This is a genomic window from Inquilinus sp. KBS0705, from assembly GCA_005938025.2.
Taxonomy (GTDB): domain Bacteria; phylum Bacteroidota; class Bacteroidia; order Sphingobacteriales; family Sphingobacteriaceae; genus Mucilaginibacter.
In genome coordinates, this window is the sequence record VCCI02000001.1 from 982,706 (window position 1) to 1,005,902 (window position 23,197).

General features: G+C 41.5%; 21 protein-coding genes and 1 riboswitch. Of the genes, 15 read left to right on the forward strand and 6 right to left on the reverse strand.

Going from position 1 to position 23,197, the window contains the following annotated elements:
• Positions 1–21 precede the first annotated feature (21 nt).
• A complete protein-coding gene (locus tag FFF34_004390) occupies positions 22–939 on the reverse strand; it encodes an N-acetylmuramoyl-L-alanine amidase (protein ID TSD66653.1) in 918 nt (305 codons plus the stop codon).
• Between the two features lie 52 nt (positions 940–991).
• Here FFF34_004390 and FFF34_004395 point away from each other — a divergent pair, with 52 nt between their 5' ends.
• The 3 genes from FFF34_004395 to FFF34_004405 are packed head-to-tail and all read left to right on the forward strand — an operon-like array spanning position 992 to position 6,580.
• Positions 992–3,724: an LPS-assembly protein LptD gene (locus FFF34_004395; protein ID TSD66654.1), complete on the forward strand. Its 2,733-nt coding sequence runs from the start codon at positions 992–994 to the stop codon at positions 3,722–3,724.
• A gap of 1 nt (position 3,725) precedes the next feature.
• Positions 3,726–4,973 carry a competence/damage-inducible protein A gene (locus tag FFF34_004400; protein TSD66655.1) on the forward strand — a complete coding sequence of 416 codons (1,248 nt, stop codon included), beginning with the start codon at positions 3,726–3,728 and terminating at the stop codon, positions 4,971–4,973.
• Between the two features lie 44 nt (positions 4,974–5,017).
• Positions 5,018–6,580, forward strand: coding sequence for a 2-oxo acid dehydrogenase subunit E2 (locus FFF34_004405; GenBank protein TSD66656.1), 1,563 nt, complete (start codon positions 5,018–5,020; stop codon positions 6,578–6,580).
• 75 nt (positions 6,581–6,655) lie between these two features.
• Here the strand turns inward: FFF34_004405 and FFF34_004410 are convergent, their stop codons facing one another.
• From FFF34_004410 to FFF34_004420, 3 genes are all read right to left on the reverse strand, one after another.
• On the reverse strand, positions 6,656–7,891 hold the full coding sequence (locus tag FFF34_004410; GenBank protein TSD66657.1) for a homoserine dehydrogenase: 1,236 nt from the start codon (positions 7,889–7,891) through the stop codon (positions 6,656–6,658).
• Positions 7,891–8,946, reverse strand: a complete 1,056-nt coding sequence (gene metX, locus FFF34_004415) for a homoserine O-acetyltransferase (protein ID TSD66658.1) — start codon at positions 8,944–8,946, stop codon at positions 7,891–7,893. Before metX ends, FFF34_004410 begins: the two co-directional genes overlap by 1 nt.
• 85 nt (positions 8,947–9,031) lie before the next feature.
• Positions 9,032–10,351, reverse strand: a complete 1,320-nt coding sequence (locus FFF34_004420; GenBank protein TSD66659.1) for an O-acetylhomoserine aminocarboxypropyltransferase/cysteine synthase — start codon at positions 10,349–10,351, stop codon at positions 9,032–9,034.
• Between the two features lie 232 nt (positions 10,352–10,583).
• A riboswitch (SAM riboswitch) is annotated at positions 10,584–10,695 on the reverse strand.
• A 140-nt stretch (positions 10,696–10,835) separates the two neighbouring features.
• Between FFF34_004420 and FFF34_004425 the strand changes: the two genes are divergently transcribed.
• Positions 10,836–11,897, forward strand: a complete 1,062-nt coding sequence (locus tag FFF34_004425; protein ID TSD66660.1) for a hypothetical protein — start codon at positions 10,836–10,838, stop codon at positions 11,895–11,897.
• On the opposite strand, the gene FFF34_004430 is transcribed toward FFF34_004425, so the two are convergent.
• A complete protein-coding gene (locus FFF34_004430; protein TSD66661.1) occupies positions 11,898–13,019 on the reverse strand; it encodes an aminotransferase class V-fold PLP-dependent enzyme in 1,122 nt (373 codons plus the stop codon).
• Between the two features lie 55 nt (positions 13,020–13,074).
• On the opposite strand from FFF34_004430, the gene FFF34_004435 reads away from it, so the two are divergent.
• The 9 genes from FFF34_004435 (at position 13,075) to hemF (ending at position 20,750) form a co-directional block, all read left to right on the forward strand.
• Positions 13,075–13,623: a hypothetical protein gene (locus FFF34_004435; protein ID TSD66662.1), complete on the forward strand. Its 549-nt coding sequence runs from the start codon at positions 13,075–13,077 to the stop codon at positions 13,621–13,623.
• Positions 13,624–13,740: 117 nt separating this feature from the next.
• The gene (mqnE, locus tag FFF34_004440) at positions 13,741–14,934 is read left to right on the forward strand and encodes an aminofutalosine synthase MqnE (GenBank protein ID TSD66663.1); all 1,194 of its coding nucleotides are present in this window, start codon (positions 13,741–13,743) and stop codon (positions 14,932–14,934) included.
• A gap of 73 nt (positions 14,935–15,007) precedes the next feature.
• Entirely contained in the window at positions 15,008–15,625 is a 618-nt protein-coding gene (locus tag FFF34_004445; GenBank protein TSD67954.1) for a histidine phosphatase family protein, read from the forward strand.
• 8 nt (positions 15,626–15,633) lie between these two features.
• Positions 15,634–16,377 (forward strand): menaquinone biosynthesis protein, encoded by a 744-nt coding sequence (locus tag FFF34_004450; protein TSD66664.1) that lies wholly within the window; start codon positions 15,634–15,636, stop codon positions 16,375–16,377.
• Between the two features lie 67 nt (positions 16,378–16,444).
• Positions 16,445–17,251, forward strand: coding sequence for an SDR family oxidoreductase (locus tag FFF34_004455; GenBank protein ID TSD66665.1), 807 nt, complete (start codon positions 16,445–16,447; stop codon positions 17,249–17,251).
• 268 nt (positions 17,252–17,519) lie between these two features.
• Entirely contained in the window at positions 17,520–17,984 is a 465-nt protein-coding gene (locus tag FFF34_004460; protein TSD66666.1) for a hypothetical protein, read from the forward strand.
• A 224-nt stretch (positions 17,985–18,208) separates the two neighbouring features.
• Positions 18,209–18,406 (forward strand): cold-shock protein, encoded by a 198-nt coding sequence (locus FFF34_004465; GenBank protein ID TSD66667.1) that lies wholly within the window; start codon positions 18,209–18,211, stop codon positions 18,404–18,406.
• 116 nt (positions 18,407–18,522) lie between these two features.
• Complete coding sequence (locus tag FFF34_004470) at positions 18,523–19,755, forward strand: MFS transporter (GenBank protein ID TSD66668.1); 1,233 nt, start codon at positions 18,523–18,525, stop codon at positions 19,753–19,755.
• A gap of 80 nt (positions 19,756–19,835) precedes the next feature.
• The gene (hemF, locus tag FFF34_004475) at positions 19,836–20,750 is read left to right on the forward strand and encodes an oxygen-dependent coproporphyrinogen oxidase (GenBank protein TSD66669.1); all 915 of its coding nucleotides are present in this window, start codon (positions 19,836–19,838) and stop codon (positions 20,748–20,750) included.
• On the opposite strand, the gene FFF34_004480 is transcribed toward hemF, so the two are convergent.
• Positions 20,751–21,260 carry a hypothetical protein gene (locus tag FFF34_004480; protein ID TSD66670.1) on the reverse strand — a complete coding sequence of 170 codons (510 nt, stop codon included), beginning with the start codon at positions 21,258–21,260 and terminating at the stop codon, positions 20,751–20,753. It lies immediately after the preceding gene.
• 147 nt (positions 21,261–21,407) lie between these two features.
• On the opposite strand from FFF34_004480, the gene FFF34_004485 reads away from it, so the two are divergent.
• Positions 21,408–22,106: a CoA transferase subunit A gene (locus FFF34_004485; GenBank protein ID TSD66671.1), complete on the forward strand. Its 699-nt coding sequence runs from the start codon at positions 21,408–21,410 to the stop codon at positions 22,104–22,106.
• A gap of 120 nt (positions 22,107–22,226) precedes the next feature.
• Entirely contained in the window at positions 22,227–22,886 is a 660-nt protein-coding gene (locus FFF34_004490) for a CoA transferase subunit B (protein ID TSD66672.1), read from the forward strand.
• Positions 22,887–23,197: the final 311 nt, after the last annotated feature.

Here is a 23,197-nt window from a genome sequence, read left to right on the forward strand (position 1 = left end):
GGTAAATGTTTTGTGTATATGCTATTGTTCTACTTCTTTTTTATAGTTGTTTATAGCCCTAACTATTGATGCTACAATTTGGTTTTGCCCTTCTTCTGAATTTAAATATTCTTCATCATCAGGGTTGTTTATGTATCCTGTTTCAACCAATACAGATGGCATTGCGGTATGATCGAGCACAAATAACACCTGTTCCCGTACACCTTCACTTACCCGGCCATCACCATCGGTAAACTCTTTTTCAATCATATTGGCAAAATGGATACTTTGCCGGCGGTATTTATTTTTAAAAGCCTCCATCAAAATAACCGAGGATGGGTCTTCCGGGTCAAAACCGTTATACTGCTCTTTGTAATCTTTATCATCGTACAAATCCGCGTTCTCACGTAGTGCTTCCAGTTGTGGCCCAATACGGCGTGTACTATATACCAAAAGTAAAACTCCTTTTCCTGAACGATCAGGGACGGAAACTGTTTTATAAATAGGCGTTTTTTTACCCCTTTTGCCCTTTTTATAACCCACAACCTCGGTACGGCGCTTGTCGGCCAGCGAGTTACAGTGGATAGATATGAACAAATTTCCTTTGTTTGAATTGGCAATATCGGCACGTGTTTTAAAAGGTACGTCAGCCTCTGTTGGCCTGGTCATTACCACTTTTACCTGCGGTAAAGAATTTTCTATTGCTTTTTGTAATTTAAGTGCTATTTGCAGCGTTACATTACTTTCGTAAGAAAACGATCCGTTTGAGCCTGATCTGGTACCGTTTGGGCGGGTGCCGTGGCCAGCATCTACAATGATAGTTTTTATCTTAAAACTGTTATTTACAACCGTATCTTTTTGTGCAGAATAAGATGTGAATGGAATAAATGATAAGCATAAAAATAATGCCACCGAACCGAAAATCAACTTTTTGAACCTGTTCAATATTTTATTTTTCATTATGTTTGAACGCTGTTAACTGTACCTGCAAAAATACTATTCATAATCTATTTTGAAATTAGTTAGCCTTTTTTTTCTGCTTGCAATTATATTAATGGTTAACGTAATGGCCACTCCAAAAAGAGCGGATCATTATATAACTGTTAAAGATACTATTATAAAACTTGATTCTGTAAGGGATAGGAAATTGCTAAGGCTTAAAAAGCCTGCAAAGGGCGCTAACAGTAAAAATAGCACTGCAACAACCGCATCTACTACCGCACGCGACACCACTCCACAAAAAGCAGGGGGATTAGAAGATATAGTAAAATCGACTGCCGAAGATTCGTCTTTTGTAGATAACGATAACAAGGTTTCGTATTTATATGGTAAAGCCCGTGTTACTTACCAGGAATTTCAATTGGATGCGGAATATATACGTGTCGATGAAAAAAACCATAAAATTTTTGCCCGTGGTGCTACCGATCCGCGTACTAAACGGTATATAGGCAGGCCACTATCAAAATCGGGCAAAGAAAAACCGGTTGCATCCGATTCGTTGATGTACGACTATAAAACAAAAAAAGGTAAAATTTGGAACCCTGCATCAGAGCAGGAAGGTAATTTTATATCGGGAGGACAGGCAAAGCAGCTAAACAAAGAAGAAGTTGCTTACCGCAATGTTATATTTAGTACTTGTAATCTTCCATATCCCGATACGCACTTTGGTATAGTTATTACTAAAGGTATCGGGCAAAAAAACAAGATCATATCTGGCCCTGCATACCTGGAGATTGAAGGTGTGCCATTGCCCTTTGCAATACCCTTTGGCTTTTTCCCTAAACCTGACCAACGTTCATCAGGGGTGTTGTTGCCGACCTTTGGTGAAGACCAGAGACTGGGCTTCTTTTTGCGAAATTTTGGTTACTATATAGGCCTTAATGACAATTTAGATGTTACTACCATGGGTACGCTGTACTCAAAAGGGTCGTACGAGTTAACCAGCACAGCACGTTATTTAAAACGTTATAAATATGGTGGTAGTTTAACACTGAGTTATGGCGCGCATAACTACGGTATACAAGGCGACCCATACCGAAAAGATTTTAATGTCACCTGGTCGCACTCGCAAGATCCTAATGCAAACCCGGGTACAACCTTTAGTGCATCTGTAAATGCGGGTACCTCAAGTTTTTACAGGGATAACCCGGCACAAAACAACTACAATCTTAACTCGCTTACGCAAAATAACCTGCGGTCAAGTATTTCATATGGCCGTGTATGGGCTGGTACACCTTTTAATTTAAACGTTAGTTTAGGCCACAGCCAGGATCTGACCAAAAAGACGGTGACTTTGGAACTGCCTACCTTTAGTTTCAACATGTCTACCTTAAGCCCTTTCGATTCTAAAGACAGGGTTGGCGAACAAGCGTGGTATCAAAAAATTACGGTAGGCTATAGCCTTGTAGGTACAAACAAATTGAATGAGGTACCCGAATCAGAACTGTTTAAAGGCAGTACATTTAGTAAGCGCCTGCAAAATGGCTTACAGCACAATATCCCGGTGGCGTTTAATACCAACCTGTTAAAATTTTTTCAATTTAGTACGGGTGTTAATTATACCGAGCGCTGGTATCTACAAAGTATACGCAAACGTTTCGAAAGGGGTAGTATTGCCGGCCAGTCGGTGCCGGTTACCGATACCGTACCAGGCTTTGTACGTGCCGGTGATTATAGCTTAAATGCATCCCTGTCAACTAAATTTTATGGTATCATGACCTTTAAAAAAGGGAATATCAAAAAAATACGACACGTTACTACACCCACCATCAGTTTTAATTACAAACCCGATTATGGTGACCCCAGCTATGGTTACTACCGTACTGCTGTAAGTAATGCCTCGGTTCCGTATCCATATACTTACCAACGCTATTCTATATTTGACAATTCGCCATATGGGGGCCCCGCAGTTGGTAAGCAGGCGGGTATAGGCTTTTCATTAGATAACACTATTGAGGCTAAGGTAAAGCCAAAAAGTACAGATACATCCGGCTTAGATAAAACCGTACCCATCTTGCAGGGGTTAAGCATATCCACATTTTATAACTTTGCCCAGGATTCGCTTAAACTATCTACCCTAAACATTACTGGCCATACCGCTATATTAAACCAAAAAGTAAATATCAATTTTGGTGCTGTTTTTGATCCTTATATTAACCAGGTGCGCGATTCTATATCTAACGGAATGGTATTTAATTATGTTAACAGGATCAATCGCTATACCTTTCAGGATGGAAAACTCCCGATGCTGTCATCATTCAATTTTTCGATGAGCGGTAGTTTAAATTCGGCGCAATTTAAGCCAAAACAGGTAACAGCCGGCAGCAGCTTGCAAACCATGACACCCAATCAGGCCCAGCGTTTAGCATTGATCAATAGCGACCCGGGGGCGTATATCGACTTTAACATACCATGGAACATTGCTATAAATTACAACTTTAATTATACTAATAATATTACGAGCAGTTCGTCAAGTAATACGATAATGGTAAGCGGAGACGTAAGCCTTACTCAAAAGTGGAAAGTACAGTATAATGCCAACTACGACCTTAAAGCAAGAGCTTTAAGCAGTGCAACGTCTTTCGCCATATATCGCGACTTACACTGTTGGGATCTATCTATACAATGGCTGCCTTTTGGGTATTACAAATCATATAACGTAACACTAAAAGTAAAATCAACTATTTTACAGGATTTGAAACTGAGCAAACGTAGCGATTATACAAGTAACCAAAGTTTTAGATAACATGCTTGCAGAAATAATAACCATAGGCGACGAGATACTGATAGGCCAAATTGTAGATACCAACTCGGCATGGATGGCTGCAAGGTTAAACGAAGAGGGTATTAGGGTAAAACAGATATCATCTGTATCGGATGATAAGCAACACATACTTAAAGCCCTTGCCGAGGCTGCACTACGTGCTGATATTATTTTAATAACAGGTGGATTAGGGCCAACTAAAGACGACATTACCAAAAAGACGATTGCCGAATATTTTCATGTTGGCTTTGTATTAAACCAGGATGCTTTAACTAACGTAGAGAACATCTTTAAAAAATATAATCGCCCTTTGCTGGATGTTAACCGCAAGCAAGCTGAGGTGCCTGAAAATTGCGAGGTTATTTTAAATAATAATGGCACAGCGCCGGGTATGTGGTTTAACCAAGGTGGCAAAATATATGTATCTATGCCGGGTGTGCCTTTCGAGATGAAATATATGATGGAGGAGGAGGTAATACCTAAGCTGAAAAGCGTGTTAAAACTACCCGTTATCATTCATAAAACCATATTAACTGTAGGCGAGGGCGAGTCTTTCCTGGCGGAAAAGATAGCCGACATTGAAAATGAATTACCCTCATACATAAAGCTGGCTTATCTACCCAAAATGGGCCAGGTACGCTTGCGCTTAAGTGCTTACGGCGATGAGGCGGCTGCTTTGCAAGCTAAGATAGATGAATTTGCAGCCCGCATCGTCGAACGGGTAGGCATCAACGTGGTTGCTATGGAAGATATGCCTCTTGAGCAGGTGGTGCTTAATACAATGGCCGAAAAAGGATTGACCTTATCTGGAGCAGAAAGCTGTACAGGAGGTTATATAGCTCATTTGATCACGCAACATGCCGGCTCGTCGCAGGTGTTTTTAGGTGGGGCGGTAACTTATTCAAACCAACTAAAAGAAAGTGTTTTAGGTGTCGAACATGATACACTGACAGAATTTGGCGCTGTTAGCGAACAAACCGTGAAGCAAATGGTTAAAGGAGCATTGCTTCAGTTTAAATCTGACTATGCCGTTGCCGTAACAGGTATTGCAGGCCCCGGAGGCGGCAGCGCAGAGAAGCCGGTAGGTACTGTTTGGATAGCTGTGGCAAATGCAAATAAAACTGTGGTAAAGAAATTCACATTTGCTAATAAGCGCGCGCAAAACATCGAAAGAAGCGCTGTGGCCGCGTTTTTTATGTTGATTACTTTATTAAAAGAAAACAAAATGTGACGTGTTAATTTTATAATTTTGACACACTAAGTATAGTTTTGTCTATGGCCAAATACCAATTGTTACTGCCAAAAATGGGGGAAAGTGTTGCAGAGGCAACTATAATTAAATGGAATAAAAAGCCAGGCGATTATATTGAAGCAGATGAGGCAGTTATGGAAATAGCTACTGATAAGGTCGACTCCGAAGTCCCGTCACCGGTATCAGGAAAGTTAGTTGAACAACTATGTAAAGAGGATGAGGTGGTGCAGGTAGGGTCGGTAATTGCTATAATAGAAACCGATACTGCGGCAAACGAAACTACCACTGCGCCTGTTGCCGAAGTTAAAGCCGAGCCTGTGCCGCAAGCTGTTGCAGCAACTCCCGAGCCACAAGCAACACAACCGGCTAAAGAAGAAGAGGCTCCTCAAATTGAACAGATACCCGGCATCAGTCAATTAGCAAATAATAGTAATACCTCACAAAATACCGGCGTTAAATTCGAAAATCGTTTTTATTCGCCATTGGTAAAAAATATAGCCCACCAGGAAGGTATAGATAACGACGAGCTTGACCGCATACCCGGTACAGGCGCCGAAGGCCGTTTAACAAAAGATGATTTGTTAACTTATCTTCAAAGCAGAGGCACTAAACCTGCCCCTGTAGAAACATATGCTATTCCGCAAGCTGCAGCAAAACCCGCTGCGCCGCCGGTTATGGCGTCTGCGGCACCAACGCCTCAAGCTGCTCCGGTTACACAGCCAACCGCATCGCAGCCAGCATACACTGCACAGCAGGCAAGCGCGCCTTCTGCAAATCATAACAATACACCTGTAACGCCACCGGCACCGCAGCCTGTTACCCCGCCTGTAGCAGAACCTGTTAAAGAAACGCCTAAGCCGGTAACATCTGTATCGGGCGGCGATGAGATCATTGAAATGGACCGTATGCGTAAGCTTATTGCCGAACATATGGTATACAGCAAGCACACGTCTCCGCACGTTACATCATTTGTTGAAGCTGATGTTACGGGCCTTGTACAATGGCGCGACAAAGTGAAAGATGGATTTGAAAAACGTGAAGGAGAGAAGATAACCTTTACGCCTATATTTATAGAAGCCGTTGTACGTGCTATAAAAGATTTCCCGATGATCAACGTCACTGTTAGCGGTACACAGATCATCAAAAAGCGCGACATCAATATAAGTATGGCTACTGCTTTGCCAAGTGGCAACCTGATTGTACCAGTAATAAAACGAGCTGATCAGCTAAGTTTATTAGGCATAACTAAAGCTGTTAACGATTTGGCAAATCGTGCCCGCATCAATAAACTATTGCCCGATGATGTTAAAGACGGCACTTTCACTATAACCAATGTGGGTTCGTTTGGTAATGTTATGGGTACACCTATTATAAACCAACCACAGGTAGCTATTTTGGCTGTGGGCGCTATTAAAAAGAAAGTAGCTGTATTAGAAACACCGGAAGGGGATACCATTGCTATCAGGCATATGATGTTCCTGTCATTGTCGTACGATCACCGTGTGGTTGACGGCGCATTGGGCGGCCGCTTTATACGCAAAATTGCCGACTACCTTGAAAATTGGGACCTAACCAGAAATATATAGTTAATTAAATGTGATTCTATCAAATGACAAAAGGCCCCAAAAGGGCCTTTCGTTTTTTTCAACCGGGAGAATCTACTAAAAAACTTCGGCTGCTTGTTGTTTTGCCGTAGCTAAACTGACCCCTGTTAGCTGGTCGGCGAAGGCCACGAAAGCCTTGTTATCTGATATACGTTGCTGGTTATCTATCAGTTTTTGTAAATTGATCTTACCAATAACAAATTTGTAACTACCTGAATAGAAACGTTCGTGTATGTGCTCAAATTCTAATGCTTCTACCAGGCCTTCATCCTCGTAACGCAGGTATATATTTAACTCAATATTATTGGTAAACTGCAGGTCGTTTGTTTCTTTGGCCTTTTTATACTCGTACTGGTAGTTGTAGCGCAGCGCGGCAATATCCGATAATACTGCAGATCCTGTAGGGTGGCCACCAGCACCCTTTCCAAAAAAGAATTGCTGATCGGCAAAGGCTGCCTGTACCGTTACACCGTTGTATTCGTACTCTACGTTGTATAAAAACTCGGTTTCGTTAACAAATTTAGGCAGTACAAACATAGCTACATGTCTGTCGTCAAGCTCTTTGGCTACAGGTACCAGTTTTATCTTTAATTTCTTTTCGCGGGCATACTGCAAATCTTGTGCTGCAAGGTTTTGTATACCGATATTTAACACATCTTTTGGGTTAACCACTACACCATAAGCGTGAGATGCGGTAATTACAAGTTTAAATTTGGCATCGTAACCACCAACATCCATGGTTGGGTCGGTTTCGGCAAAGCCAAGGTCTTGTGCTTGTTTAAGGGCGGTATCGTAGTCTAAGCCCTCTAAATAGCCTTTTGATAGAATATAGTTTGACGATCCGTTAAAGATACCACTTATAGAATGTAGCAATTCGTTATCGTAATACTCTTCCAGATTACGGATAATAGGTATACTACCGCATACTGCCCCCTCGTATAGTAATGATGTGCCATATTTGTGTTGCAATTCTATCAACTGCGGCAGGTAAGTGGCTATCATTTTTTTGCTGGCCGATACCACATTTTTACCCGTGCTTAAAGCCCGCGAAACGATCTCGAACGCAGCTTCTGTATCATTTATAAGCTCTACAACAGTATTTATTTCGGGATTATTCAGTATTTCGTCCCGGTCGGTAGTAAATAGTTCTTTAGGTAACGAACGATCTTTTTCCGGATTTTTGATAGCGATCTTTACTATCTCAAGGTTCAGGTTTTTGGTTTTGATTATATCGTACAATCCCTGGCCAACAACTCCAAATCCGAAGAGGCCTATATTTAGTTTCTTACTCATTAAGCAATTTTTTGCAGTTCAATTATTTTTCCTTTAACATCCGTTTTAAAAAACGATGTAATTATTTTTGTTAACGCCTCAGTTTCAATTAAAAATCCATCGTGCCCATAAAATGAATCAAACTCCGCAAAAGCCGATTTTGGTATATGCCTGAACAAATATTGCTGCTCCTCAATAGGAAACAACACATCAGATTTTATGCCTATAACCAATGTACGGGCTTTTATCAGGCTTAGTGCCTTATCAACTCCATGGCGGCCGCGGCCTACATTGTGCGAGTCCATAGCTTTGCTCAAATACCAGTAACTGTAGGCATTAAAACGGTTTACAAGCTTTTCTCCCTGGTAATTTTGGTATGTTGATGCTTTGAAGTTATCAGTTACGTTATCTTCTTCCTCCTGTTGCGTAATGGCATAAGTTTTATACCCACGGTAGGATAGGAGCGCAATGCTGCGTGCGGCTTTTAAGCCTTTGCTGCCACCATCAGGTGCTCCGGCGTAAAAAGTACGGTCGGCGGTTATTGCCAGTCGTTGCGATTCGTTAAAAGCTATTCCCCAGGGTGAATGACGGGCGTTAGTAGCTATTAAGATCAGGTTTTTTATACGCTCGGGCTGGCTGATGCTCCACTCAATGGCTTGCTGGCCACCTAACGATCCGCCAAGTAATATCTCGATATGTTCTATCTCTAAATGGTCTGCCAAAAGGGTGTGTGCCTTAACAATGTCGCGGATAGTAAATTCCGGGAATGCAAGGTAGTATGGTTGCCCGGTTATTGGGTTGGTGGTTAACGGGTTGGCGGTGCCATACGGCGACCCCAACACATTAGCGCAAACTACAAAATGCTCATCAGGGTTAAAATGATCGTCGGCACCAAAAAGCCCTTTCCACCAATCAAAAACATCCGAATTAGCGGTAAGCGCATGGCAAACCCAAACTACATTGTCGCGGTTTTTATTTAATGTACCGTAAGTATTATAGCCTATTTGTAGCCCCTTTAATTTTGCGCCCGACTCCAGTTCAAAGGTGCCGGTATATGTAAAACTTTGTATACTCATTTTGTTATTTTGTTATTTCGGGAGTAGCTGTTTCTGCAACTACTCCCTTATAACACCACTTAAAAAACTAAAAAAACTAAAATTGTTATGCTAATTGTGCTGCTAACTCCTGCACCTTGGCAAAGGCCTGTGCAAAATCAGCTTTAATATCATCTATATGTTCAATACCAACGGCTACCCTTAACGATGCTGGTGTAACACCGGCTGCTAATTGCTCGGTATCTGATAGCTGCTGGTGTGTGGTAGCCGATGGCTGTATAATTAACGTTTTGGCATCGCCAACATTAGCAAGGTGACTAACCAAATTAAGGTTATCAATTACCTTGGTAGCATTTTCTTTACCGCCCTTTATCTCGAAAGATAATACCGCGCCAAAGCCATTCTTTAAATACTTTTTAGCCAGTGTATGTTGCGGCGACGATTCGAGACCCGGGTAGTTAACCGATTCAACAAAATCTTGCTTTTCCAACCATTTGGCCAGTTCTAATGCATTGTCTACATGGCGTTGCACACGCAAGGATAAGGTCTCTAATCCCTGTAAATTCAACCACGAATTAAACGGCGATTGCGAAGGGCCAAAATCGCGGAGGCCTTCAACCCTAGCACGTATAATAAACTGTATGTTGCCAAACGGCCCGCCTATGCCAAATACATCGGCAAAAACCAACCCATGATAACCTTCAGACGGCTGGGTAAACTGTGGGAACTTGCCGTTACCCCAATTATAATTACCGCCATCAATTATAGCGCCGCCAATGCTGGTGCCGTGGCCGTTTATCCACTTGGTGGTCGATTCTACCACCACATGTGCGCCATGTTGCAGGGGGCGAAACAAATAGCCGCCTGCGCCAAATGTATTATCTACTATTAAAGGCAGATCATGTTTGTTGGCTAAAGCGCTTAACTTTTCAAAATCGGGTATATTAAAACCAGGGTTGCCAATACTTTCGGTGTAAATGGCTTTGGTCTTGTCGTCTATTAATTTTTCAATGCTTTCGGCGGTATCGTCTGCAGCAAAGCGGGCCTCGATGCCCAGGCGTTTAAAGGCTACTTTAAACTGGTTATAAGTACCGCCATACAAAAAAGGCGAGGTTACAAAATTATCGCCTGCCTGTAATATATTGTTAAGGGCTATAAATTGTGCCGCCTGGCCCGATGCTGTAGCTAATGCAGCCACACCGCCTTCAAGGGCTGCTATGCGTTTTTCAAAAACATCGGTTGTGGGGTTCATCAACCGGGTATATATATTGCCAAATTCTTTTAAGGCAAACAGGTTTGCACCATGTTCGGCACTGTTAAATACGTATGAGGTGGTTTGATACAAAGGTACCGCGCGCGAACCTGTTGTTGGGTCAACTTCCTGACCGGCGTGTAGTTGGAGTGTTTCGAATTTTAAAGCAGACATCTTCTGTAGATTTAAAGGTTTTTTTGAATGAAATGTTACAGTTACAGCAGGATAGTACTATCCTTTGAGGGTATCACGTGTTTTCGGGAATGAGAAAAGGGAACGTGTACAGTATCAACAGCAGCAACACATGCAAATACAGCCGGTAATATGGTTGTATGCAATGGTATTATCAGATAGGGGATACTGATTGTTTTGTTGAGCTAAGTAAGTTGTAATTTTCATGATTAAAAATTTATATCCCCCGGTTAACTATTCTCCGGGACAGGAATTGGCACCTTCTCCACCTTGGAGGGTTGCCAGCGGGTTTTCGAGCCTGATCTCTCGCCGCTTCTTTATAAATCAAAATCCTTTTTTGAAGGGAATTGATCGATTGGTGTTGCTACCAAATAATGTTTCAAATATAGAGCAAAGGGAATTTAATTTCCAAATATTATTTTAATTTTATTGTCATTTATCTTTTTAATATAAATATCTCTCTTAAATGAAATCCCTTTTTATTACAGTTTTAGCAGTATTAACACTTACATGTATTACAAATGCACAACAGAAGAGTTTGTCAGTAATTTCTATTAACGGCATTGTTTTGTGTCAAACAAACATAGATGACCTAAAACAAAAATTTACTGATATAAAAGAGGCTGATGTGGAAGAGATGGATTTGCAAAAGGGTTGTTATGGTCAGGATTCAAGATTTATAGCCGGTCATGGTTTTGCTTCCGAAAAACTGCCAGGAATGATTTTTCAAAAAAGCCAAACATCAGACTTTATAAGTAAAGTAAGATTAAACAAGCAGTTTATTGGAACACTACCTGACGGCAAAAAGATTGACATGAATAATTTTCTATTGAAAGATTTATTTCAATTATATCCACAATTTAAAAGTAAATGGGGGTCAAGAGGATGTTCTGATTATTGGAATTTTTCTAATGATACATTGTCTTTTTACGTAAGTATAGACAAATCAAAACACCCCCAATTTCCTATTGATGAAGATTATTATATGAATAAGCCAGTAATAGCTGTAGACATTATCTCATCATGTTACGAACAAGAAAACGGAGAGGATTTTGATATTGCTGTTATACCTGCCGATCCTTTATATTTCGTTGATAGTATACAGGTATATAAAGCAGATCTGATAAAATATAACCCACAAGATATAGCTATGGTGCGTGTCTACAAAGGTAATGATGCTATTAAAGTAGGTGGGCCTGAGGCTAAGAATGGCGTTATCTTCATTGAAACCAAAGCTTACGATAAAAAACGATACTGGAACTATTTTAAATCAAAATCAGCCGAATATGCTAAATTGGTGCCTTCGCCAATTGAAGACTCGAATGTGCAATACATTCTTAACAAAAAAGTATTAAAAGAAAATTACGAAGGCGATCTAGCCTCTATTAATGATGAGTTGTTTAAGGAAATACAAATTATTAACAAAGAGCAACTCATAAAAGAGTTTGGAGTAAAAAACAAAGATTATGGAATAATTATAATTTCAAACACCTCGCGTAATCTTAAAAATGGAAAAGATAAGTTTTAATTATCCTATTCTCATTACCTGCTCCATATCGGCTATCAAATCATCAATATGCTCTAAGCCTACAGATACCCTAAGCAAGTTAAAAGGCGTTTTTGTATCCAGCCCTTCAACAGAGGCGCGGTGCTCTATCAGGCTTTCCACGCCGCCTAAGCTGGTGGCTTGTGTAAATATCTTTAAGGCGTTTATAACGCGTTTTGCTTCGGTCTCGCCGCCTTTTAAGGTAAAGGACAACATAGCCCCCGGTGCGCTCATTTGCTGCTGCACAATGTCATATTGCGGGTGTGACTTTAATCCGGGGTACATCACCTGCTCCACTTTAGTATGCCCCTCTAAATAAGCGGCCAGCAATTGCGCGTTATGCACATGGCCGTGCACACGGTAGGGCAGGGTTTTAATACTTCGGGTAAGGTAATAGCAGTCCATAGGCGAGGGGATAGCACCGCCCATGGTTTGTACATTGCGTATTTTTCCCCAAAACTCATTTTTTTCGGCAGTAATTAAGGCGCCGCCCATCAGGTCGCTGTGGCCGCCAAAGTATTTGGTAGCCGAGTGCATTACCATATCGGCACCTAAAGCCAATGGCTGTTGGCATATAGGGGTAGCAAAGGTATTATCAACCACCACCTTAATACCGTGTTGCTTTGCAACGGCCACTACCTTTTTAATATCGGTTATTTTTAACAAAGGGTTGCTGGGCGTTTCTATCCATATTAAACCGGTGTTGGGTTTTATATGTGTTTCCAGCACATCTGTATTGTTTACATCTATAAAATCAAACTCCAGTATACCCACAAAAAGTTGTTTTAGCTGGTTACGCAGGCCATGGTACATATCATCGGGCGCAATAATGTGTGTGCCCGGCTCTAAAGCTTGAAAAACCGACATACCCGCCGCATTACCTGATGAAAACGCCGCGGCTTCGGCGCCGCCTTCTAATTTGGCCAGCACTTGTTCCAGCGAGCTACGGTTAGGGTTGGCAGCACGGCTATACTGGTAGCCGGATGAAAAGCCGCCATCGGCGTCGCGCTCAAAAGTGGTAGCCATGATGATGGGTTGTACAACAGCTTTGGTAGCAGCATCGGTGTGGTTACCGGCGTGTATGGCAATGGTTTCAATTTTCATAACGGCTCAAATTACCGCAAAAAAGTTTATTTTTACTTGCTAATAAACCAATTTTATGAAAAGTCTTCGTATAAATATACTATTGCTAATTTTTACGGTGATTGCAATAACATCATGCAGTAAGGATAAAAGCAGCAATGTTATTACTCATTCTGCAACAGAAGTGGTTGCTAAAAATTTCGCGGAAAGCCAGCAGGCATGGGCTGCTTTTAAAACTACAAATAGTAATACTTACACATTTATTTTATCAGGGTATTCATTTACGGGTAATACCTCCGAGACCAAAATAACAGTAGCCAACGGTGCTATTATAAAGCGTGATTACTTATATTATCACAAGGATGGAGTTTCAAAGATCACCATAAACGAATGGCATGAAACAACGGCAAATTTAAATTCCCATCCGGATGATAACGCGCCATTTTACACATTAGATGAGGTGTACACTACAGCAAAAAGTGTGTGGTTAAAAGCCGATGCTGTTACAAATGACGTTTACTTCGAAGCAAAAAATAATGGTATCATATCTGTTGCGGGCTACACCCCAAAAGATTGCATGGACGACTGTTTTGTTGGTGTGCACATCACCGGCGTAAGCAAATAGCACTCGGATTCATATTCTGTAAGAAGATTGTCATACTATGTGTTTAAACACGGTATGCTAATATGATACTTATAAAACCTGCCGCATTTTACTACATTTGCGTAAATATTTTTTTGAATGGAAGTATCAGATAATTTCCAGGTACTGCTGAATAATCCGCAGCTTTTACCCGAACTTAAAGACATTGCCGAGAAGGTACTCCATAACCAACGCATCACTTTTGACGAAGGCGTAATGCTTTACGAAAAAGCCGAATTAGGTTACCTGGGGGTACTTGCCAACTACATACGCGAACAAAAGCACGGGGATAAAACCTATTTCAACCGTAACTTTCATATCGAGCCTACTAACCTTTGTGTTTACGACTGTAAATTTTGCTCGTACTCGCGCCTCATAAAACAGCGCAGCGAAGGCTGGGAATATACAATGGAAGAAATGCTGGACATTGTATATAAATATGATGACCAGCCGGTTACCGAAGTACATATTGTAGGTGGCGTTTTACCACAATACGATGTTGCTTTTTACAGCGAGTTATTTACCCGCATTAAAAAGCACAGGCCAAATTTACATGTAAAGGCTTTAACCCCTGTTGAGTACCATTACATATTTAAAAAAGCCAAAATTGATTACGCCACAGGCATGCAACTAATGAAAGATGCAGGCCTGGAGTCTATCCCCGGTGGTGGTGCCGAGATATTTCATCCTGAGGTGCGCGAGCTGATCGCTAAAGATAAATGTAATGCCGACCAATGGCTGGCCATACACGAAGAGTGGCATAAACTGGGTATGCGCTCAAATGCTACCATGCTTTATGGCCATATCGAAAAATTTTGGCACCGGGTTGACCATATGGAACGCCTGCGCCAATTGCAGGACCGTACCGGTGGTTTTCAAACCTTTATACCATTAAAATTTCGCAACCAGGATAACCAGATGAGCGATGTGCCCGAATCTACCGTGGTAGAAGATCTGCGTAATTATGCCATCGCACGTATCTATCTGGACAACTTTGACCATGTGAAAGCCTATTGGGCCATGATAAGCCGTACCACTGCACAGCTATCCTTAAACTTTGGGGTTGATGATATTGATGGTACACTGGACGATACTACAAAAATATATTCGATGGCAGGTGCTGAAGAGCAACACCCAGGTATGAGCACTAAGGAACTGGTTACGCTGATAAAAAATGCAGGTCGCCATCCTATAGAGCGCGACACATTATACAATGTAGTAACCGACTACAATACCTACGAATTTCCGGAAGAGGAAAAGCCCCGCTTTTATAAGCTGCCGGTAATTAATTAGTTTGATGGTTTACTTGTTCATTAGCTTGTTAGTGGACATTGCACCAATAAACAATTGAGCGAATAACAAAATGATACAAAAGACATTATATATAGTACGCCACGGCCAAACCGACCTTAACAAACAAGGTATAGTACAAGGCAGGGGCCGGGATACCGACCTTAACGACGAAGGCCGCCGGCAGGCACAGCAATTTTACGCCGCTTACAAGCATGTGCCATTCAATAAAATATACATATCTAAGCTAAAGCGCACACAGCAAAGCATACAACAGTTTATTGATCTGGGTATCCCATACGAGAAATTGGAGGGACTGGATGAGTTAGCCTGGGGTATATACGAAGGCCAACCCTCCACACCCGAAAATAAAGCTGCTTTTTTGGATCTGATGCGCAACTGGCTTGATGGCAACCTGGATGTGAAATTTGAAGGCGGCGAAAGCCCTAACGAAGTAAAAGCACGCCAGTTACAGGCATTGGAAACCATAATGAGCCATCCCGAGGAGAAAAATGTGCTGATATGTATGCACGGCAGGGCACTGCGTTTGCTGCTGTGTATATTAACCGATCAGCCCTTAACCCAAATGGACACCTTTCCGCATCAAAACCTGGTGCTTTATAAAGTTACTTACGATGGCAGCAAGTTTGAAATTGTCGATTTCAACAACGCCAGCCACATAAAAAATTCCTGAACGATAAAGTGAATAAGATAAAAGTATCCGCTGTTAGCTATACTAACACTAAACCCTTTTTATACGGCCTGCAACATTCGGCTATACAAGATAACATAGAGCTGAGCCTTGATAACCCGTCGGATTGTGCCCAAAAACTTATAGACGACGTTGTTGACATCGGTTTAATACCTGTTGCCGCTACTTTAAGCATGCCGCAATGGGAAATTGTATCTGCATATTGTATTGGTGCCGTAGGTGCGGTAAATTCGGTTTTCATATTCAGCAATTGCGCTATTAACGATGTTAAAACCGTGCAGTTAGATCCGCAATCGCGCAGCTCAAACAATTTGGCCAGGGTTTTACTGAAAAATTATTGGAAGATACAGCCCGAACTGATCACAGGCGCGGATGATTATTCGCACGCTACAGATGCTAATACCGCCTTTGTACAAATAGGCGACCGTACCTTTGGTAAAAAGGAAAACTACAAGTATGTATATGACCTGGCCGAAGAATGGCAAAAGTTTACCGGCCTGCCTTTTGTTTTTGCCGCATGGATAGCAAATAAGCCCATCCCGGCCGATTTTATGAAACAGTTTGACGAGGCCTTACGCTTTGGCCTTGCGCATAGGCACGAGCTTTTAAAACAGCTACCCCAACGTGCCGACTTCGACCTGGAAGATTACCTGATGCATAAACTTGATTTTGACTTAACAGATGATAAAAGGAAAGCGCTGTACTTGTTTTTAGATTATATAAAGGCGCTATAACAAATTTCATATTCTTAAAACCATATCCTTTTATTGATATTGAATAATAACACAACAAATTAATAAAATGGATGCACAAAAACTTAAAGGACAAGTTGCGCTGATAACCGGCGCAGATAGCGGTATTGGCAAAGGCGTAGCTATTGCTATGGGTGCAGCGGGGGCTAAGGTACTTGTCAACTATGTTCATAATCACGACGCGGCAGATAAAGTGGTAGAGGAGATAAAGGCCGCTGGCGGTGAGGCGATTACCTTTCATGCCGATGTGAGCAAGGAGGATGAAGTAAAGGCCATGTTCGCTAAAATAATTGATACTTATGGCACTGTTGATATACTTGTAAACAATGCCGGCCTGCAAAAAGACGCCAAATTTGTTGATATGACCCTGGATGAATGGAACACGGTTATCAATATCAACCTTACCGGGCAGTTCCTTTGCTCGCGCGAGGCTGCCAAAGAGTTTATAAAAAGGGGAGTAGTTGAAGGGGTAAGCCGCGCTGCTGGTAAGATAATTTGCATGAGCAGCGTGCACGAGGTAATACCCTGGGCCGGGCATGTAAATTACGCGGCCAGTAAGGGCGGTATCAGCATGTTTATGAAAAGTATAGCTCAAGAACTTGCACCGCATAAAATACGGGTAGCCGGCATTGGGCCGGGTGCCATACAAACCCCTATAAATAAAGATGCCTGGGAAACCCCCGAGGCACTTGATAAGTTGCTGACACTCATTCCCTATAACCGTATTGGCCAGCCTGGTGATATTGGCAAATTGGCTGCCTGGCTGGCATCAGACGAAGCCGATTATATCACCGGAACCACCATTTTTATAGATGGCGGCATGACACTTTACCCCGGATTTGCCGATAACGGTTAATAATGCAAGGATTTTAAGCCTTATCTGTCATAAAAATGTCACAAACAACACCCTTGTTAACGTTAAATTTACCTTAGTGTACTTTTTACAATAAGTATATGTGTTTTTTATTGAGATATTGTAAAAAATACACTAAGTATTTGTTTGTTTTTTGAAATTTTTATTATAATGGAGTGTATATTATTAAATATTCATAATAATTAGCTATAATTTTGAATATTTATACTTGTAGCTTACTTTTGTTATAACAAATTTAAAAAACGACAAAATGAAAAAGATATTTATAACAACCGCAATTGCTGCATTATTCACTGCAAACGTATTTGCATTCAACGGTAGCAAAACAACCGAAGATGGTTCTGAAAAAGCATCATATACTGCTATCACAAAATTCAATAACGATTTTGTTAGGGCCGAAGGTGCTACCTGGAAAATTACCAGCAAATTCCAAAAAGTTACCTTTATACTTGACGATGTTAAAATGTCGGCATTTTACAACTTAAAAGGCGAATTTATTGGTGTAACTCAAAATGTACAATTTAAAGCTTTACCAGAAAAAGCTAAAACCGAAATTGCTGCTAAATACGTAGGTTACTTTGCACAAGAGGTTATTAAATTAGAAGGCGGTGACGATACCACTTCATATTTTGTTGACCTGAAAAAAGACAGCGAAGAAGTATTATTGAAAGTTACCCCGACTGCAAACATTACGGTTGCAAAACAAATACAATAATCAAAAACAACATATAATACAGTAAGAGCCGACGTTTTTAACGCCGGCTCTTCTGTTTTAATTGGTTTTTTAGGCCAAATAAAAATTTTTATTTGGTTATTAATTATTTTATATATTTGAACAGATAGTTGTACATTCTATAATTGATTATTAAACCTTTTTATATTCAGTTGAATTACTTACTGATCTTTAACAAAAATATTTAATACGATTATACTAATATTATGAAAACTGGAAAAGTAAAATGGTTTAACACACAAAAAGGTTATGGGTTTATTGTTACCGATGATGGTAAAGATCTGTTTGTGCATTTTAAGGATGTACAAGGTGGTGTAAATGCTATTAAAGATAACGATAGCGTAGAATACGAAGTTGAAGAAGGCAGAAAAGGATTACAGGCAGTAAACGTTAAAAAAGTTTAATATCTGCACTAAAGCATAACGGAACCCTTGTTGAAAAACAAGGGTTTTTTTATTGATAAAAATTAGGCAACAATACATGCTTTATTTACTTTAGCCTACCAATTATTTTACACATCATGACTGCTACTGCTTCGTCAACAATTTCACGTAACGCTATTTTCCTGGTATTAGTAGCCTCTTTAGGTTACTTTGTTGATATATACGATCTTTTAGTATTCTCGATAGTACGTAAAGCAAGCCTGCATGATATTGGCGTAGCAGATGCCGATATGCTATTGAAAGGCCAGTTTATTATTAATGTACAAATGTTTGGTTTGTTATTGGGCGGCTTATTATGGGGCATAATAGGCGATAAGTTGGGCCGCATCAAAGTATTATTTGGGTCGATATTATTATACTCTATAGCCAATTTTGCCAATGCCTATGTTTATGATGTAAACAGCTATGCCATCATTCGTTTTATTGCCGGTATAGGCCTTGCCGGCGAGTTAGGGGCAGGCATTACCCTTGTAACCGAAACCCTAAGTAAAGAGAAACGCGGCTACGGCACTATGATAGTAGCTGTTATAGGTTTATTTGGTGCTGCCGCGGCCTACGCGGTAGCTAAATATGGCTGGCAAACTGCCTATAAGGTAGGGGGCGGTTTAGGGGTTATTTTATTGCTGTTGCGCCTTGGTACGTTCGAATCGGGGATGTTTAAAAACGTGCAGCAAAGTGGCGTATCAAAAGGAAACTTTTTTATGCTTTTCAGCAGTTTCGACAGGTTTAAAAAATATTTGTACTGCATATTAATTGGCGCGCCGCTTTGGTATGTGGTAGGCGTGTTGGTAACTCTATCGCCGGAGTTTGGTAAAGCCTTAGGCGCAAAAGAGCCATTAAGTGCCGGCGAAGGGGTATTATACACTTATATAGGCATTGCCATAGGCGATATTTTTGCCGGGCTATTGGCTCAGATCACCAAATCAAGGCGGTTAACTATGGCAGTATTTTTAACGCTGTCTGTTGTAAGTGCGTTTACCTATCTGGGTTCAACCGGCATCACACATGATAAGTTTGTATGGACCTGTTTTTTTATGGGCTGTACGGTAGGCTACTGGGCAACTTTTGTTACCATAGCAGCCGAGCAGTTTGGCACCAATATACGGTCGACAGTTACTACTACAGTACCTAATTTTGTACGTGGTTCCTTAATACCCATCAATATGGCGTTTAACGCCTTTGTGGTGCATTACGGGATGGTAACCAGCGGCTATATTATGATGGTGATACTCACCGTAATATCTTTATTATCGCTTAGCCAGTTAAAAGAAACTTTTGGTAAAGATCTTGATTATTTGGAAGTGAGTTAATTAAGTATGCTTTATAACAACTATTAAACGTATTGTAGGCATATCCTTTTAACCTGATTAAGTTTCACTAATTTTACCCCATGATTAGCAAGGAACAAATAGCTGCGGATTATAAAGAAATACAGGACGAGATATGTGCCGCGCTTGAAGCGACTGATGGCAAAGCAGTTTTTGCAGAGGAGCTTTGGGAGCGTGAAGGTGGCGGCGGCGGCCGTACCCGCATTATACAAAATGGTGATATTTTTGAAAAAGGCGGCGTAAACTTTTCGGCTGTTGAGGGGCAGTTACCACATAACATAAAAAAAGCCCTTAATGTAGAGCAGGATGATTTTTTTGCGACGGGCGTATCCATAGTTATTCACCCTAATCACCCCCTGGTTCCAATCATTCACATGAATATCAGGTATTTTGAAATGCCCTCGTCATTTGGGCAGGATAGGCCACCTGTGCGCTGGTTTGGCGGAGGGATAGACCTTACACCACACTATGTGATAGACGAAGATGCCCGGTTTTTCCATCAGCAGTTAAAAGATGTTTGCGACAGGTTTAACCACGATTTTTACCATCGCTTTAAAACCTGGGCCGACGATTACTTTTATATAAAGCACCGTAACGAAACCCGCGGTATTGGCGGCATATTTTACGACCGTTTGGCCAATTCAGACGATATGCGGTTAGAGGATATTTTTGAGTTTTCGAAAGCTGTGGGCCGTTCGTTTGCACCTACTTATATCGAGTTAGTTAACCGTAACCGCAATAAGCCCTTTACCGATAACCAACAACAATGGCAATACCAACGCCGAAGCCGCTATACCGAATTTAACCTTGTATATGATGCAGGCACCAAATTTGGCTTAGAAACCAACGGGCGTATCGAATCGATATTAATGAGCTTGCCACCCACTGCCAAATGGGTGTACGATTACCACGCAACCCCTGGCAGCGAAGAAGAAAAAACCCTTTCTCTGTTGAAAAAGGGTGTAAAGTGGGTGTAACTATTCGCCAACCTTTTGCTGGTCGGGCAGTTCATTAGGGCCGGGGATGTTAGCCTCTTGATTCCTGTCGGCAGTGCCTTCCTGGTATTGCAGTTGCTGCTCGTCCTTGTTTTCTTCGCTGTCTTTTGCCGGTGCCGCATTTTCCTCATCGCTTTGGCCATTTGGCACCGCTCCGGTAGCCTCGGTATAGTTTGATTGGCCCAATTGGTTAGGGTCTTTAAAGTTATTATACTCCGGGTGTTCCTCTAAAGGCTCTGTTCGCCTAAAATATTCATTACTATAACCCGCGTTTTGCGATGGGTTGTTTTTGTCATCGCCGGAAGGCGTTTTACTGTCTTTTCCAAAGTTTTGTCCGCCTGCACCTTTACTTTCCATGTTAGGCTCATCGCCGGTTTTTTCTTCGCTGCCAAATAGCATAACATGGCGCAGGTCCTTTTCTTCTAAATTATCGTCGTCATCTACACGGTAAGCCCTTGGCTTGTCGTTTTCAGCTTCATTATATTGTGCCATTTCTGTTAAAAATTGATATATGTAATAAAGTCTTATTTGTGGTTAATTGTTTTAATTAGGGGTTAATATTCAATTTTAATCTACCTGAAATCAGCCATTAACCATCAGCTAAAAAATTGTTAGTTTTGGCCTAACCAATTATTTACCATGAACAAAGTTGTTAGCGGGGCCGATGAGGCCATACGCGATATTGAAGACGGCATGACGCTGATGCTTGGCGGCTTCGGCATGTGCGGCCTGCCCGAAAAATGTATTTTAGCTTTAGTAAAAAAGGGTGTAAAAAACCTTACCTGCATATCAAATAATGCCGGGGTTGATGACTTTGGCATTGGCTTGTTGCTGCACCAGCACCAGGTTAAAAAAATGATATCATCATACGTAGGGGAGAACGCCGAATTTGAGCGGCAGCTACTAAGCGGCGAACTGGAGGTAGAACTGATCCCGCAAGGCACTTTAGCCACCCGATGTATGGCAGCAGGCTATGGTATGCCGGCCATATTTACCCCCGCAGGTATTGGTACCGAGGTAGCCATAGGCAAAGAGGTTCGGAATTTTAACGGCAAAGATTACCTGATGGAAATGGCGTTTGATGCCGATTTCGCTATTGTAAAAGCCTGGAAGGGCGATACAATGGGCAACCTCATTTACAGGTCGACCGCGCGCAATTTTAACCCTGTAATGGCTATGGCAGGCAAAGTTACCATTGCCGAAGTAGAAGAATTAGTCGAGCCCGGCGATCTGGATCCTGATAATATACACACACCCGGTATTTATGTGCATAGAATTTTCCAGGGAGAAAATTACGAGAAGCGCATTGAACAGCGTACTGTGCGGAAACGAAATTAACCACCACGTCATTGCGAGGTACGAAGCAATCTCTACGTATGCATATCCGATCTGCTTGTCGGGAGATTGCTTCGTGCCTCGCAATGACGCTTTATTATAAATAATGCTTCATTCAATACTATGCTTGACAAAGACGGAATAGCGAAGAGGATCGCCAAAGAGATAAAAGACGGCTACTATGTAAACCTGGGTATTGGTATACCTACTTTAGTAGCCAATTACATACCCGAAACCATGGATGTGGTACTGCAATCCGAAAATGGATTGCTGGGTATGGGGCCATTCCCATTTGAGGGCGAGGAAGACCCCGACACCATTAATGCCGGTAAGCAAACCATTACCAAACTGGCAGGCTCGGCGGTGTTTGACTCGGCCATGAGCTTTGGAATGATACGGGCCAAAAAGGTAAACCTGACCATATTGGGTGCCATGGAAGTATCAGAAGATGGCGATATTGCCAACTGGAAAATACCCGGCAAAATGGTAAAAGGTATGGGCGGCGCTATGGACCTGGTGGCCTCGGCAGAGAACATTATAGTGGCCATGCAGCACGTAAATAAAGCAGGTGAATCAAAGCTATTGCCCAAATGCAGCCTGCCTTTAACGGGCATTAAATGCGTTAAAAAAATAGTGACCGAATTGGCTGTAATAGATGTATTACCCAACGGCGAAGGCTTTAAACTGATAGAGCGTGCGCCGGGCGTAAGCGTAGAAGATATTATTAAAGCTACAGCCGGCAAGCTGATAGTACAAGGCGATATACCCGAAATGGTGATTTAAGGTAATCAATGGGCGTTGGCTATCTTATAGTATGTTAGTTGCCACCACATGGTAAACCCGGTGGCAACCCATTAAAATCGCTTTCACCTGTTACGATTAGGCACCAACCCGTCCGGGGTGGACGGCTGCGGACTTTAAAAAAACTTTTTTATTTGGAATTAAATTTTATATTAGTTGGTGAGGGGTGACGAAAATAAACGAAAAATTCCCGCAAGGGGAACAAAATAAACGAATAATTTATAGCCAAAAGTGCAAAGGAAAAGGCCTATACGCGCTGCAATGGCAATTTTTAATTTAAAAGCCCTGTTAAA

Coding starts and splice junctions, on each gene's coding strand:
- FFF34_004390 (TSD66653.1), bottom strand. CDS start 939: ATGAAAAATAAAATATTGAACAGGTTCAAAAAGTTGATTTTCGGTTCG.
- FFF34_004400 (TSD66655.1), top strand. CDS start 3,726: ATGCTTGCAGAAATAATAACCATAGGCGACGAGATACTGATAGGCCAA.
- FFF34_004405 (TSD66656.1), top strand. CDS start 5,018: ATGGCCAAATACCAATTGTTACTGCCAAAAATGGGGGAAAGTGTTGCA.
- FFF34_004410 (TSD66657.1), bottom strand. CDS start 7,891: ATGAGTAAGAAACTAAATATAGGCCTCTTCGGATTTGGAGTTGTTGGC.
- metX (TSD66658.1), bottom strand. CDS start 8,946: ATGAGTATACAAAGTTTTACATATACCGGCACCTTTGAACTGGAGTCG.
- FFF34_004420 (TSD66659.1), bottom strand. CDS start 10,351: ATGTCTGCTTTAAAATTCGAAACACTCCAACTACACGCCGGTCAGGAA.
- FFF34_004425 (TSD66660.1), top strand. CDS start 10,836: ATGAAATCCCTTTTTATTACAGTTTTAGCAGTATTAACACTTACATGT.
- FFF34_004430 (TSD66661.1), bottom strand. CDS start 13,019: ATGAAAATTGAAACCATTGCCATACACGCCGGTAACCACACCGATGCT.
- FFF34_004435 (TSD66662.1), top strand. CDS start 13,075: ATGAAAAGTCTTCGTATAAATATACTATTGCTAATTTTTACGGTGATT.
- mqnE (TSD66663.1), top strand. CDS start 13,741: ATGGAAGTATCAGATAATTTCCAGGTACTGCTGAATAATCCGCAGCTT.
- FFF34_004455 (TSD66665.1), top strand. CDS start 16,445: ATGGATGCACAAAAACTTAAAGGACAAGTTGCGCTGATAACCGGCGCA.
- FFF34_004460 (TSD66666.1), top strand. CDS start 17,520: ATGAAAAAGATATTTATAACAACCGCAATTGCTGCATTATTCACTGCA.
- FFF34_004465 (TSD66667.1), top strand. CDS start 18,209: ATGAAAACTGGAAAAGTAAAATGGTTTAACACACAAAAAGGTTATGGG.
- FFF34_004470 (TSD66668.1), top strand. CDS start 18,523: ATGACTGCTACTGCTTCGTCAACAATTTCACGTAACGCTATTTTCCTG.
- hemF (TSD66669.1), top strand. CDS start 19,836: ATGATTAGCAAGGAACAAATAGCTGCGGATTATAAAGAAATACAGGAC.
- FFF34_004480 (TSD66670.1), bottom strand. CDS start 21,260: ATGGCACAATATAATGAAGCTGAAAACGACAAGCCAAGGGCTTACCGT.
- FFF34_004485 (TSD66671.1), top strand. CDS start 21,408: ATGAACAAAGTTGTTAGCGGGGCCGATGAGGCCATACGCGATATTGAA.
- FFF34_004490 (TSD66672.1), top strand. CDS start 22,227: ATGCTTGACAAAGACGGAATAGCGAAGAGGATCGCCAAAGAGATAAAA.